This is a genomic window from Streptomyces sp. NPDC091272, assembly GCF_044757485.1.
In the GTDB taxonomy this organism is placed as follows: Bacteria; Actinomycetota; Actinomycetes; order Streptomycetales; family Streptomycetaceae; genus Streptomyces.
Genome location: NZ_JBIVVC010000003.1, coordinates 691,898 through 704,793, shown reverse-complemented (window position 1 = coordinate 704,793; position 12,896 = coordinate 691,898). Strand labels below are relative to the sequence as shown.

Here is a 12,896-nt window from a genome sequence, read left to right as displayed (position 1 = left end):
TGGGGGGGGGGGGGGGGGGGGGGGGGGGGGGGGGGGGGGGGGGGGGGGGGGGGGCGCCGGGGGGGGGGGGGGGGGGGGGGGGGGGGGGGGTTTTTCCCCGCCCCGCCCCCCCTTTTATTGCGCTGTACGTCCGTACCTCGTTTATTGCGCTGTACGTCCGTACCTCGCGGCGGTCGGTCAGCCCTGTCGGCCGCTCCTGCGGCGGCGTGCGACGAGGACCGTGCCCGCGCCGAGTACGACCGCCGTGCCCGCCGCGAGGACGAGCTGCGTGGTGCCGCTGGAGCCGGTGGAGGCCAGGCTGCCCGTCGCGGACGTGCTCACCGGGGTCGTGGACGTGCCGCCCTGCGGGGTGGGGACCCTGGTGGCGTCCTTGACCGGGCCGGGCGTGGCATCCGGGTTGCTGCCGGGGTCGCTGCCCGCGGCGAGGATCGAGAACTTGTACTCCTTGAGGTCGTTGCCGCCGCAGGAGCCGTTCTCGTTCCAGTAGTTGCCCGCGACGAAGGCCAGGCCGGTCGAGGCCGGGGTCTTCCTGTCGACGGTGAACCGCAGCTTCAGGTCGGCGGACGCGCCGGCCTTCAGATGGGTGATGGTGCCCGCGAACTCGGCCTCGCCGACGTCCTTCCAGTCGTTCGAACCGGCGGGCGCCGACTGGATCCCGAGCTCGTCGCTGAGGTCGCCGTGGCTGTTCCTGGTGCCGTCGTAGACGGCCGCGAACGGCTTGACCTTGTCGAGTTCCGCCTTGGTCCCGTTGGTCACGTGGAGCGTGAAGCTCACCGTCGTGCCGGCGACGACCTTGGACGGCAGGCCGACCAGCGTGGTGCTCAGGGCGGCGCCGTAGTCGCACTCCTCGTCGCCGGGCTCGGTGGGCGGATCGCTCGGGTCCGCGGGGTCGGTCGGCGGGTCGGAGGGATCCGAGGGGTCGGAGGGGTCCGACGGGTCGGGGTCCGCGGCGGCCTCGTCCTGGGCCTGCTTCAGGGCCTTGTCGGCGAGGTCCTTGTCAGCCTTGGCGTTGGCGGTGGTGGCCTTGGCGGAGGTGAGGTCGCGCTGCGCGGCGGCGCGGGCGTCGTCGAGGGCCTTGCCGGCCACCCTGAGTGCCTCGTCCGCGCTGACCTTGGCCTCGCTCGCGGTGCCGGCGGCGGCCTTCGCGTCGGCCAGGGTCTGCTCGGCCTTCTCCACCGCGTCCGCCGGCGGTGTACCACCCGGGGCCGTCAGCTCGTCCAGGGCGGCCTGCGCCTCGGTGACCGCCTTGTCCGCGGAGGTCTTCTGGGTCGTGGCGGTGTCGACGTCCTTCTTCGCCTGGGCGAGCGCCAGTACGAGCGGGGCCTTGTCACCGGCCAGGGCGTCGACCGCCGCCTGGGCGAGCGCCTCGGCGGTGCGCGCGCCGTCGTAGGCCTTCTGCGCCGCGGCGGCCTTCTCGGCGAGCTTCGCCAGCTCGTCCTTGGTGGGCTTGTGCTTCTGGTCCTGCACCTGCGTCGGCGACGTCGGGCCTGCGGCGAACGCCGGGCCCGCCGACAGGAGCAGGACGGGCGCGGTCACAGCGGCGGCCACGGCCGTCGCGAGCATGCGGTGAATCTTCACGCGAGCCCTTTTCTGGCTGAAGAAGAGAGAGGGAGCGCCGCTGCGGAGCCGGGCTCACGCGCGCGGCGGCTCGGTGATCGTACGACCGTGATCCGGCCGGGAGAAGGGAGATTCCGGCGCTCGGCGGAGGGCTCCGGCGCGCCCGGCGACGCGAAGTGGAGCAATCGGGGCAGTTGCCCATGGCTCCGGTGTTTTCTGTGTGACGTGAATTACACGCCACTCGCCGTCTCCGCAGGACAGGCACGTTTCCCGCGCCGGCCGAGCACGTGCACTACACGCCGCCCGCCACCTCCGCAGGACAGGCGCGTTTCCCGCGCCGGCCGAGCAGGTACGTTCCCGCTCCCAACAGCGCCCCGAGCACCGGAGCCAGCAGGTACGCGGCCAGGTGCGCGGTCTGCCCGGACAGCAGCGCCGGGCCGAACTGCCGGGCCGGGTTGACCGAGCCCCCGGTCACGGGGCCGAGCCCCACGATCGCCGCCGCCACGCCGCCGCCCATCAGGAGGGGCAGCGCGCGGGTCAGCCGCGGGACCCCCGGTGCGTACGCCGCGAGCAACATCATCGCGGCCATCGCGGCGGCCTCCAGCACCAGCACCGCCGCTCCGCCCCACGCCTCCCCCGGCGCCACGGCGGCGGTGTCGGCGGCCGGACCCCATGCCACGCGGCCCAGGTAGGCACCGAGCGCGGAACCCGCCAACTGGGCCGCGACGAAGGGGAGTACGGCCCGGCCGGGGAACGCCCGCAGGGCCCACAGGCCGAGGGTGACCGCCGGGTTGAGATGGCCCGCGGTGATCCGCTGGAGCGCGGGCGACATGACGAGGGCGATCGCCGCGCCGACCACGAGCGCGACCGCCGCCAGCCGCAGGGTGGGGGCGGGGAGTGCTGCCACCGCCGGGGAGTCGGCTACCAGCAGCCAGCGCACGGCGGTGACGACGAGGAAGAGGAACGCGGCGGTGAGAACCAACTCCCACAGGGCCGCACGCAGTTGAGTTGCCACATTCGAGAAGTGAAACGGATGACTATCCGCTTGGCAAGGGAGCTGGTGACAAAAGTGGATACATTTCCGCTTCGGGTACGATCCCGCCATGCGCGAGCCCGAGAGCGAACCCGCCGCCGAGCGCCCTGCCGTCGAGCACCCGGCCGTACGTGAGACCGGACGCGAACCCTCCGGGCGGCGCGGGGCCGGGGGCGCGCCCGACACCGGGAACGCGCCCAACGCCGGAAGCACGCCCAACACCAAGCACCCCGCCCTCCCCCGCGCCGACGGGCCCCCCGTCGAGCGCGCCGACGCCGCCCGGAACCGGCGCAGGATCCTCGACGCCGCCGCCCTGATCGTGGCCGACAAGGGCCCCCGCGCCCTCACCATGAACGCCGTCGCGCACGCCTCCGGCATCGGCGTCGGCACCGTCTACCGGCGCTTCGGCGATGTGCAGAAGCTGCTCTACGCGCTCGTCGACGACCGCGAGCAGCAGTTCCAGGAGGCGTTCGTGAGCGGGCCCCCGCCGCTGGGGCCCGACGCCCTGCCCGCACCCCCGACGCCACCCGCGGTCCGGTTGCGCGCGTTCCTCCACGCGCTCGCCGACCGGGTCGCCGAACAGCAGGAACTGCTGCTGGCCGCCGAGAGCGCGTCGCCCCGCGGCCGGTACTACGGCGCCCCGTACCTGACCCTGCACACCCACGCCTCGATGCTCATCGGGCAGATCCAGCCGCAGGCGAACGCCGCACTCGTGGCGCACCTGCTCCTCGCCGTGCTCTCCCCGAGCCTCGTCCAGCACCTGCACGAGAGCCGCGGGGTGACGGCACGACAGCTCAAGGACGGGCTCGACCAGCTGCTGTCCCTGCACCTGTAGACCGGCCGCCCGCCCAGCGCACCTGTAGACCGGCCGCCCGCCCGCGCACCTGTAGACCGGCCGCCTGCCCGCGCACCTGTGGACCGGCCGCCCGCCCGCCGCGCGGATCGGACGCCCCCGCTTGTGTGCGTCCCAACTGGGCGCACACACAACCCGGGTGACACAAGAGCGCCATTCGGCCGTCCTCGCACGCCACCTGGCGGCCCGCCAGGCCACTCTCGGGTGTGAGTTGTGGCACAAGCATTCCCAGAAGCCCACGGAGTCGCTAGCTTCCCCTCACATTTTGTTCGCACCGAGAGGACTCCTGTGAACGCTTCATCCCGCAGCCGCAGAGCCATGGCCGCCGTGGCGTCGCTGGCGATCGCCACGCCGCTCCTGCTCGCCGCCGCCTCCCCCGCCACCGCGCAGCGTGCCGGCTCCGACCCGGCGCAGGACGCCGCCAAGCTCGCGAAGAAGCTGGTGGCGGACTCCTCGGGGCCGGGCGCGTACCAGCACCTGAAGCAGTTCCAGGCGATAGCGGACTCGGCGGGCGGCAACCGCGCGGCGGGCTCGCTCGGCCACGACGCCTCGGGGGCGTACGTCTTCGGCCTGCTCAAGAAGGCGGGCTACGACGTCCACTACGAGAAGTTCGACTTCACGTACATCGAGACGCAGGCGGAGAAGCTGACCGTCGACGCCCCGGCGCCGCGCGACGTCGACATCATCGCGATGTCGTACACGCGGTCCACCCCCGTCGGTGGCCTGAAAGCAGCGGTCGCCCATGTGCCGGTCGACGAGACGACGGGCTGCGAGGCGGGTGACTACGCGGCCGGGTTCACCGGAAAGATCGCCCTGGTCAAGCGCGGCGGCTGCTCGTTCGCCCAGAAGCAGGCCACGGCCGCGACGGCGGGCGCGGTCGGCGCGATCATCTACAACAACGAGGCCGGAGCGCTCAACGGAACCCTCGGCACCCCCGCGGACGCCAAGCTCCCCACCGGCGGCATCTCCCTGGCCGACGGCGAGGCCCTGGCCGCGGACGTCGCCAAGGGCCCGGTCACGGTCACCCTGGACATCCGTCAGCTCCAGCAGAAGAAGACCACCCGCAACGTCGTCGCCGAGACCAAGGGCGGCAACGCGGACCGCACCGTCATGCTGGGCGCGCACCTGGACTCGGTCACCGACGGGCCCGGCATCAACGACAACGCATCCGGTTCCGCCGGTCTGACCGAGGTCGCCCTCAACCTGGCCAAGGCGACCAAGGACGGCAAGAAGCCCGCCAACAAGGTGCGCTTCGCCTGGTGGTCGGCGGAGGAGCTGGGGCTGCTCGGCGCCGAGGACTACGTCGCCAAGCTCACCCCCGAGCAGCGCGCGAAGATCGCGCTCTACCTCAACTTCGACATGATCGCCTCGCCGAACTTCGGCCAGTTCGTGTACGACGGCGACAACTCGGACAACACCGGTTCGGGCCCCGGCCCCGAAGGCTCCGCCCAGTTGGAGAAGGGCATCAACGACTTCCTCGACAGCCGGAGCTTCCCGCACGAGGGCACCGACTTCGACGGGCGCTCGGACTACGGACCCTTCATCGACCACGGAATCCCGTCCGGCGGCACCTTCACCGGCGCCGAGGGCGTCAAGACCGCGGCCCAGGCCGCGAAGTTCGGCGGCCAGGCGGGCGTCGCGTACGACAAGTGCTACCACTCGAAGTGCGACGACATCACGAACATCAACCAGAAGGCGCTCGACATCAACGTCGACGTCATCGCCAACGCGGTCGGCACCTACGCCCACGACCTGAGCTCGCTCGGCAAGCCGGTCGTGTCACAGCCGACGACGGGCGGGGACAGCGGCAGCGGCGGCCTGCACAGCGGCCACGGCCACGGCGGTGCGGTGAGCAGCTGATCCGGCCGTAGCGCAGAAGGGGGAGGGGGAGGGGGAGGGGCGCGGGACCGCGCCCCACCCCCTCCCCCTGTCGTCCGGTCAGGTCGGTCAGCCGGCAGCCGACAGCTGTCAGCCGTCAGGCCGCGAGTCCGAGCGCCAGCGCTCCCACCACCGGTGCCGCGTACACCAGCGGGAACGGAATGTGTGCGTACCAGCGGGCCCGGACCACGGTGACGACCGCCCCGGCGAAGTACAGCACCAGCGCGATCCCCGCCGCGAGGCCGACGGCCGGCACCAGCAGCCCCACGAGCAGGCCGACCGCGCCCGCCGCCTTGGCCGCCGCCAGCCACGGCAGCCAGGCCTGCGGGACGCCGTAGTCCTTCATCGGCTCCACGGCCCACTTGGCGCCCAGGGCGGCCGAACCGGCCGAGAAGGCGACCATGACAGCGGCGACGACGGTCACGACAACGTAGGTGGTCGACATGGCGGACTCCTCATCAGGTGTGCTCCGCGCCGGCGTTGGCCCCGCCGCGGTGGGCCGCTCGGCCCGTACACCCCTATGACTCGGCGCCCCACGAAAGTGTGACCGCCCGGCCGAAAAAACTTCGCGGCAGATTCTCCACGACCGCGCGCGCCCCTACGCCACCGCCGCCGACCTCGCCGGGCACAGGTCGAAGTGGCTGATCCGGCAGGTGTCCGTCGGTATCGCCGAACCGAGGTTTACGGCCGTCCCGTCGCCCGCGATCCGCCACCGCTTGCCCGCGGGCACGGAGCCCACGACCCGCTCCCCCGGCTCGATCAGGATCCACTTCCCGCGCACCGTCCGGTGCCACTCGGCGGCGGCCCCGCACCGCTTGCACACCGTGCCCCCGGACGTCCGCGGTGCTGGTACGGACCGCAACTGCCGGGCGGCCGAGCCCAGTTCGATGGCGGTACTCGCCAGCACCTCGGCGAGCAGCACCGGCTCACGGCCGCCGTCGGCCCGTTCGCAGGCCGCGCACACCGCACGCCCCAGCACCGGCCGCCACCTGCCCTGCGGCCCGCCGCACGCCTCACATCCGTACGTACTCATCACGCCCCCACCCGCAAACCACGACGTTTACAGCTGACGGAAAGAATGCTTCCACAGGGGTCTGACAATCAGTCCTGCCCGCGGTTTCCGGGCAGGTCAGGCAGTGTTCACCGTCGCGCCAACCGGCTCCCGCCGCACCACGTCCACCAGCGAACGGTCGGTGATCTTCAGACTCGGCGAGACGGCGAGCGTCAGCGTGGAGACGCTCATGAAGGGGTTGAGGTGCTCCCAGCCCCAGCCGACCAGCGCCTGGCGCACCTCGCCCGAGCGGGCCGCGATCTCGTGCGCCGACGCGGGCGACATCACACCGCCCACCGGCAGCGGCAGCCGCGCCGCGACCTGCCCCTCGCGCACGACCGCCACTCCGCCGCCGTCGGCGACCACCGCGCGCGCGGCCTCGGCCATCGCGGCCCGCGAGGTGCCGACCGTCACCAGGTTGTGGCTGTCGTGGGCGTACGTCGTCGCGATCGCCCCGGCCGAGAGCGTGCGGCCGAGGAGGGGCGCGAAGACCGTGTCCGTACGCCCGTAGCGGTTGCGGACACGGACGAGCGTGACGCGGCCCTCCCAGTCGACCTCTCCGTCCACCACCGGCAGGGCGATCTCCGCCGCCTCCGTGTACGTGTCACGGGAGTTGACCCGCATCGCGCGGAACACATGCGTCCCGTCGGCGAGAGCCGGTACCCGCCACCGGAATCCGTCCTCGGTCTGCTCCTCCACCTGCACGGTCCCTGCCAGCGCGCCGGCCTCCCCGGCCGCCGTCTCGTACACGGGCCGTCCGCCACGCGCCACGACCTGTCCGGCCGCGAACACCAACTGCACGTCGAAGTCGGCCAGTTCACCCTTCAGCAGCACGAGGTCCGCGCGCTTGCCCGGGGCCACGACCCCACGGTCGTACAGCCGCATCCGCTGTGCCGGGTTCCAGGTGAGCGCCCGCAGTACGTCGACGGCGGGCAGTCCGGCGGCGACCGCCACGCGGGCGATGTGGTCCAGGTGACCGGTGGTGAGGATGTGGTCGGCGGCGAGGTCGTCGGTGACGAGGCAGAGCGGCGGCAGCTGCGGCAGGGCGCGCAGCGCCTCGATCACCTCGGGGAGCAGGCACTTCTCCTGGAGCATCATGAGCATCCCCATGCGCGCCTTCTCCAGGACGACCTCGGTGCGGTTCTTGGTGTGGTCGGAGTCGACACCCGTCGCCATGTACGCGCTGAGTTCGGCGCCGCTGAGATTGGGGCAGTGGCCGTCCAGGATGACGCCGCGCGTCCGGGCGGCGCCCACGATGCCGCGCATCCGGGCGTCGTCGGCGACGACGGCGCGGTAGTCCATGACCTCGCCCAGCGCGATGACGCCGGGCCAGCCGAGCATCTCGTCGATGTCGGCGGCGGACAGCGCGGCGCCCGCGTGCTCCAGGCCTTCGAGCGCCGGTACGCACGAGGGCACGCCCCACAGCTGTGTCTGCGGGGTGTCCCGGCCCGCCTCGATCATCCAGCGCATCGCGTCGGCGCCCGCCACGTTGACGATCTCGTGCGGGTCGGCGAGGACGGTCGTCGTGCCGCGCGCGAGGGTCAGCGCCGCGAAGGTCTGCGGGGTGAGGAAGGAGGACTCGATGTGCATGTGCGCGTCGACGAAGCCGGGTACGACGAGCATCCCGGCCGCGTCCACCTCTTCGAGCGCCTCGGCGGGTGTGCCGGGCGGGACGACGCCCGCGACGGTGTCGCCGCGCAGCAGCACGTCGGCGGCGAACTCCTCGCCGGTGAAGGTGGAGACGACGCGCCCGCCGCTGATACGGACGTCGTACGGGTGGTTGACGGTGCCGGGCATGCGCGAGAGCTCCTCGGAAGGCTGCGGGGACACGGGGGTCATGAAGGGACCAGCGTGTAGAAGTAGTAGGCGAGCGGGATCAGTACGATCCACAGGCCGGCCGGGATCTCCTTGAACCGGCCCGCGACCGCCTTGACCAGGACGTGGGCGACGAGGCCGACCGCGATGCCGGTGCCGAAGTTCCCGAAGAAGACCGTCGTCGCGACGACCAGCGCGGCGGGGATCGCGTCCGTCGGGTCCTTGAAGTCGATGTTGCGCAGCGCGCCGAGCATGGACAGCCCGATGTACATCAGCACGGGCGCGGTCGCCGCCTGCGGGATCAGCGTCGCGAACGGCGTCACCAGCAGCAGCGCCGCGAATCCCAGCGCCGCGTACACGGAGGACAGACCCGTCCTGCCGCCGCTGTCCGCACCGGCCGACGACTCCAGGTAGGCGGTCATGCTGGGCGCGCCGAGGCCCGCGCCGCCGATGACGGCGACCGAGTCCACGTAGAACGGGCGGCGGATCCCCGGCATGTTGCCGTGCTCGTCGGTCAGCCCGGCCCGTCCGGCGACGGCCAGCAGGGTGCCCGTCATCGAGAAGAACTCGGAGACGAAGAAGGCGAAGATGTACGGGAAGTACTCGGGCCGCAGCGCTCCGAGTACGTCGATGTGGAACGCGACGGCGGCCGGGCTGTCCGGCGCGCCGAAGAGGTGGTCGGGCACCTCGGTGACACCGAGCGGAATGCCCACCAGGGTCACGACGGCGATCGTGATCAGGAAGGCGCCCGGCACCTTGCGTGCCATCAGCGCGGTCAGCAGGACCAGCCCGGCGAGGGCCAGGTAGGCGGTCGGCTGCGACAGGTCGCCGAGCCCGAGCGCGTTGCTCGTGGGCTTCGCGACGACCAGGTCGCTGTCCCGGAAGCCGAGCAGCGCGATGAAGAGGCCGAGGCCGCCGCTGATCGCGTACTTGAGGTTCAGTGGCATCAGCCTGGTGATCAGGTCCCTGATCCCGAGCGCGGTGAGCACCAGGAACGCGATCCCGGACCAGAACACCATCCCGAGCGCCGAGTCCCACGGCACCCCGTCCTGCCCGACGATCGTCACCGCGAGCAGCGCGACCCCGCCGAGCCCGGGGGCGAGCACGAAGGGCAGGTTTGCGAAGAGGCCCATCGCCAGCGTGGCGAGGACGATCGCGACGATCACGGCGGTGGTCACGGGCCCGTGCGGCACCCCCGCCTTGGCCAGCTGCCCCGGCACGACGACCACCGCGTAGGCCGCGGCGACGAACATGGAGAGCCCGGCGATGGCTTCGGTACGCGGCGTGCTCCCGCGCTCGCGGATCCGGAAGCGGCGTTCCAGGAGGGAGGGCGCGGCGGGGCCCGAGCCCGAGCCCGGGGCGGGAGGCTCCGGGTCCGTTTCGGACGCGTCCGCGGGGACGGTACGGGAGGTCATGGCAGGGCACCTCGGCGTCGGAGGGGAAGGGCGAGGCCGTCCGGGGAGCCACTCTGCTCCGGGACGAAGGCCTGACTGCGACTGCTGATGCAACCGCTGATGCAACCGGTTGCAGAGACCGGTTGCACTTAGAATGGCATGCCCCGGGCGCGACGAGAAGACGGACATCGGTCACACTTCGATCCCGGAGGAACGTACGAACCGCGTACGCAGCGGGCGCACGGGCCCGCGGTACGCACCAACCGCGTACACGGCGGGCTCACGGGCCTACGGGCGCGCGGTGTGCGGTACGCAGTGCCGCGTCAGGCGTTACGCGGCGGACAGACAGCACCGGGCCGACACCGACGCCGACCCGGCACAGGGACAAAGGGGATGGGGAGAACGGTGTCGACACTCGCTGACGTGGCCCGCGAGGCCGGAGTGTCCAAGGCCACCGCCTCACGCGCCCTGCGGCGGCCCGAGATGGTCGCCGCCGCCACCCTGGAACGCGTCCGCGCCGCGGCCGGCCGGCTCGGCTTCCACCCCAACCCGGCGGCCCGCGCGCTGACCACCGGCCGCACCGCGATGCTCGGCCTGATCGTCCCGACCCTCGCCAACCCCTTCTTCGCACCGCTCGTCCTCGGTGCGCAGCAGGCCGCCGAGGAGACCGACAACCACCTGCTGATCGCCGTCTCCGAGTACGACGCGGACCGCGAGGCAGCCCTCGCCGACCGCATCTCCGACCAGGTGGACGGCCTGATCATGGTCGCCCCTGTGGGCACGGACGCCGCACTGCGCGCGCGAGCCGCCCGCCGTCCGCTGGTGCTGGTGGACCGCAGGGTGGGCCGCCTGCCGGCCGTGGTCCTCGACACCGCCGCCGGCACCGCGGACCTGCTGCGCCACCTGCTCGACCTGGGGCACCGGGACATCGCGTACGTGTCGGGGCCCGCGGGCTCCTGGGCCGACTCCCACCGCAGGACCGCGATGCACGCGCTCACGGACGCGACCGAAGGAGCCCGTCTGCATGTGCTGGGCCCCCTCCCGCCGACCTTCGACTCGGGCATCACGGCCGCGGCGGCGATCCCTCCGCGCGCCACGGCCGTGGTCGCGTACAACAGCTATCTGGCGCTGGGCCTGCTCCACGGCCTCAAGGCCGCGGGCCTGGAGGTACCCCGGGACATGAGCCTCGCCGCGGCGGACGACCTGTCCGCGCTGGCCTCGACCACACCCGCCGTGACGGCGCTCGACGTCCCCGTCGCGGCGGCGGGGGCCCAGGCGGTCACCCGCCTCCTGGAAGCCCGCGAAGGCATCCGCCGCACCGTGACCTCCCACCTGCCGACACTCCTGCGCCCCCGCGCGTCGACGACCCACCCGCCGTCCTGACCGGCGCCTTGCAGGCCTCGACGGCCCGCCCCTCCTGACCGGCTGCCGCACGGCCGCGGCCACGGTCCGGCCATCGCCTTGAGATCTCAGGCCCGCTCCCCCCGGGCCGGCCCACGGGCGGTGCGCACCTCCACGAAGCGCTCCCGGCCCAGCAGCATCCCGAACGTCCCCGAGGGCATCCGTACCAGCGCGCGGAACACCGCCGCACTGTGGCCCTCTCCCCACACCTGGGAGCGGTGCGAGGCCAGCGCCGCCTGCTTGCGGTCGGCGTACGCGCGCACGTCGACCGAGTGGGTGATCTCGGCCCGCCGGGTGCGGGCGACCCGCGTTGACTGTGCCCGCAGCGCCCCTCGCGCGAACGGCCGGGACAGCGGGGAGGCCGCCAGTGACATCAGCGCAGGCAGCAGCCTGAGCAGCCCGATCGGCGCCGTGCGGGTGATCGCCGCGATCAGCACCCTTCGTACGCCTGCCAGTTCGGCCGCCGCAAGTCCCATCTGGTGGGCCCGTACATGGTCCCGGTGGCCGTAACCACCTGCGGCGTCGTGAGTCAGCAGCAGATCTGCCCGCTCCTCCCGCAGGACGGCCGCGAGCCGCTCGGCCGCCTCCTCGCGCGACGCCCGTACGAACCGCTGCCGGCCGGGCGGGTCCGGGTAGAGGTCCCTGCCGTGACCGCTGTCCGCGAAACCCAGGCACGCCACCCGCGCGGCGCCCAACGCCTCCGCACTCGCGCGCAGTTCGTCCAGTCGCGACGCCTCGTGCGGTACGGGACCCATCTCGCCGTCCGTCGCGGACACCACAACCACCCGGTGCCCTTCCGCCGCCGCACGGGCCAGCGTGCCGCCGGCGTGCAGGACCTCGTCGTCGGGGTGGGCGAAGAAAGCTACCAAGGTGGCCATGGGGCGATCCTCACAGAGTCGCCCCCCGATTACCCTCGCAGGGACCCATCCCGCACACGACGGAGCGGAAATCATGGCGGACCAGGCAGAGTTCGAGCAGCACCGCGGCCATCTCCACGCGGTCGCCTACCGCATCACCGGTTCCGTCTCCGACGCGGACGACGCCGTGCAGGAGGCCTGGCTGCGGTGGCACGCGCTCGACGAAGGGATTGCGGACAACCCCCGTGCGTACCTCACCACCACCGTGAGCCGCCTCTGCTACGACCAGCTGACCTCGGCCCGTGCCCGCCGCGAGCGGTACGTCGGGCCGTGGCTGCCCGAGCCGCTGGTCACCGCGCCCGCCGCCGAGGGGCCCGAGGAGCGGGCCACCCTGGACGAGTCCGTCAGCACGGCGATGCTCACCGTCCTGGAGAGTCTCACCCCGGCCGAGCGCACCGCCTTCGTGCTGCACGACGTCTTCGACGTTCCGTTTCCGGAGATCGCCAGGGCGCTGGACAAGTCTCCGTCCTCCGTGCGGCAGTTGGCCTCGCAGGCGCGCAAGCACGTACGGGAGGCCAAGCCGCGCAGGTCCGTCGCGCGGGCCGAGCACCGGCGGGCGGTGGACACCTTCCTCGCCGCCGTCACCGGGGGCGGTGACCTCGACGCGCTGCTGGCCGTCCTCGACCCGCAGGTGGCGTGGCGTTCCGACGGCGGCGGTCTCGTCCGCGCCGCGCGCAAGGCGGTCTTCGGCGCGGCCAAGGTCGCCACGCTCACGCAACACCTCTACCGCGCGTTCGACCCGGCCAGGATGCGGCTGCTGCCGTACGACGTGAACGGGGCGCCGGGTCTCGTCCTGGACGCCTCGTCGACCGACCAGAGCGGGGTGCTGTCCTTCACCCTCGGTGAGGACGGCCGGATCATCGGCATCGACCTCGTCGTAAACCCGGAAAAGCTCCGCCACCTGGACTTCTCGGCCTTGTGACCGGGGACGATGCCCGTCACCCGCCCCTCTGCCGGGTGCTGTGACGGGCGTCACCTCACACTTGCGGGGGCCGCG

General features: G+C 72.7%; 11 protein-coding genes. 4 read left to right on the top strand and 7 right to left on the bottom strand.

Annotation, left to right across the window (positions count from 1 at the left end):
- Nucleotides 1-177: 177 nt before the first annotated feature.
- Nucleotides 178-1,578, bottom strand: coding sequence for an LPXTG cell wall anchor domain-containing protein (locus ACIQM4_RS12480; RefSeq protein ID WP_401589780.1), 1,401 nt, complete (start codon nt 1,576-1,578; stop codon nt 178-180).
- Nucleotides 1,579-1,849: 271 nt separating this feature from the next.
- The gene (locus ACIQM4_RS12475; RefSeq protein WP_401589777.1) at nt 1,850-2,572 is read right to left on the bottom strand and encodes an aquaporin; all 723 of its coding nucleotides are present in this window, start codon (nt 2,570-2,572) and stop codon (nt 1,850-1,852) included.
- 88 nt (nt 2,573-2,660) lie between these two features.
- On the opposite strand from ACIQM4_RS12475, the gene ACIQM4_RS12470 reads away from it, so the two are divergent.
- Together ACIQM4_RS12470 and ACIQM4_RS12465 are read left to right on the top strand one after the other, a co-directional pair.
- Entirely contained in the window at nt 2,661-3,425 is a 765-nt protein-coding gene (locus tag ACIQM4_RS12470) for a TetR/AcrR family transcriptional regulator (protein ID WP_401589775.1), read from the top strand.
- Between the two features lie 336 nt (nt 3,426-3,761).
- Nucleotides 3,762-5,303: a M28 family metallopeptidase gene (locus ACIQM4_RS12465; protein ID WP_401590164.1), complete on the top strand. Its 1,542-nt coding sequence runs from the start codon at nt 3,762-3,764 to the stop codon at nt 5,301-5,303.
- Nucleotides 5,304-5,418: 115 nt separating this feature from the next.
- Here the strand turns inward: ACIQM4_RS12465 and ACIQM4_RS12460 are convergent, their stop codons facing one another.
- The 4 genes from ACIQM4_RS12460 to ACIQM4_RS12445 form a co-directional block, all read right to left on the bottom strand.
- On the bottom strand, nt 5,419-5,766 hold the full coding sequence (locus ACIQM4_RS12460) for a DoxX family protein (RefSeq protein ID WP_401589772.1): 348 nt from the start codon (nt 5,764-5,766) through the stop codon (nt 5,419-5,421).
- 153 nt (nt 5,767-5,919) lie between these two features.
- A complete protein-coding gene (locus ACIQM4_RS12455; protein ID WP_401589769.1) occupies nt 5,920-6,354 on the bottom strand; it encodes a DUF6083 domain-containing protein in 435 nt (144 codons plus the stop codon).
- Between the two features lie 96 nt (nt 6,355-6,450).
- Nucleotides 6,451-8,211: an adenine deaminase C-terminal domain-containing protein gene (locus ACIQM4_RS12450; protein WP_401589767.1), complete on the bottom strand. Its 1,761-nt coding sequence runs from the start codon at nt 8,209-8,211 to the stop codon at nt 6,451-6,453.
- Complete coding sequence (locus ACIQM4_RS12445) at nt 8,208-9,602, bottom strand: NCS2 family permease (RefSeq protein WP_401589764.1); 1,395 nt, start codon at nt 9,600-9,602, stop codon at nt 8,208-8,210. The genes ACIQM4_RS12450 and ACIQM4_RS12445 overlap by 4 nt, the downstream gene beginning before the upstream one ends.
- A gap of 384 nt (nt 9,603-9,986) precedes the next feature.
- Here ACIQM4_RS12445 and ACIQM4_RS12440 point away from each other — a divergent pair, with 384 nt between their 5' ends.
- On the top strand, nt 9,987-10,964 hold the full coding sequence (locus tag ACIQM4_RS12440; protein WP_401589761.1) for a LacI family DNA-binding transcriptional regulator: 978 nt from the start codon (nt 9,987-9,989) through the stop codon (nt 10,962-10,964).
- Between the two features lie 86 nt (nt 10,965-11,050).
- On the opposite strand, the gene ACIQM4_RS12435 is transcribed toward ACIQM4_RS12440, so the two are convergent.
- Complete coding sequence (locus ACIQM4_RS12435; RefSeq protein ID WP_401589758.1) at nt 11,051-11,860, bottom strand: PIG-L deacetylase family protein; 810 nt, start codon at nt 11,858-11,860, stop codon at nt 11,051-11,053.
- Between the two features lie 73 nt (nt 11,861-11,933).
- Between ACIQM4_RS12435 and sigJ the strand changes: the two genes are divergently transcribed.
- Nucleotides 11,934-12,821, top strand: coding sequence for an RNA polymerase sigma factor SigJ (gene sigJ, locus ACIQM4_RS12430; RefSeq protein ID WP_401589756.1), 888 nt, complete (start codon nt 11,934-11,936; stop codon nt 12,819-12,821).
- The last annotated feature ends 75 nt before the right edge of the window (nt 12,822-12,896 follow it).

Excerpts from the sequence above, each read along its gene's own strand:
- ACIQM4_RS12450 (WP_401589767.1), bottom strand. The coding sequence starts at position 8,211 with ATGACCCCCGTGTCCCCGCAGCCTTCCGAGGAGCTCTCGCGCATGCCC.
- ACIQM4_RS12465 (WP_401590164.1), top strand. The coding sequence starts at position 3,762 with ATGGCCGCCGTGGCGTCGCTGGCGATCGCCACGCCGCTCCTGCTCGCC.
- ACIQM4_RS12435 (WP_401589758.1), bottom strand. The coding sequence starts at position 11,860 with ATGGCCACCTTGGTAGCTTTCTTCGCCCACCCCGACGACGAGGTCCTG.
- ACIQM4_RS12460 (WP_401589772.1), bottom strand. The coding sequence starts at position 5,766 with ATGTCGACCACCTACGTTGTCGTGACCGTCGTCGCCGCTGTCATGGTC.
- sigJ (WP_401589756.1), top strand. The coding sequence starts at position 11,934 with ATGGCGGACCAGGCAGAGTTCGAGCAGCACCGCGGCCATCTCCACGCG.
- ACIQM4_RS12470 (WP_401589775.1), top strand. The coding sequence starts at position 2,661 with ATGCGCGAGCCCGAGAGCGAACCCGCCGCCGAGCGCCCTGCCGTCGAG.
- ACIQM4_RS12445 (WP_401589764.1), bottom strand. The coding sequence starts at position 9,602 with ATGACCTCCCGTACCGTCCCCGCGGACGCGTCCGAAACGGACCCGGAG.
- ACIQM4_RS12455 (WP_401589769.1), bottom strand. The coding sequence starts at position 6,354 with ATGAGTACGTACGGATGTGAGGCGTGCGGCGGGCCGCAGGGCAGGTGG.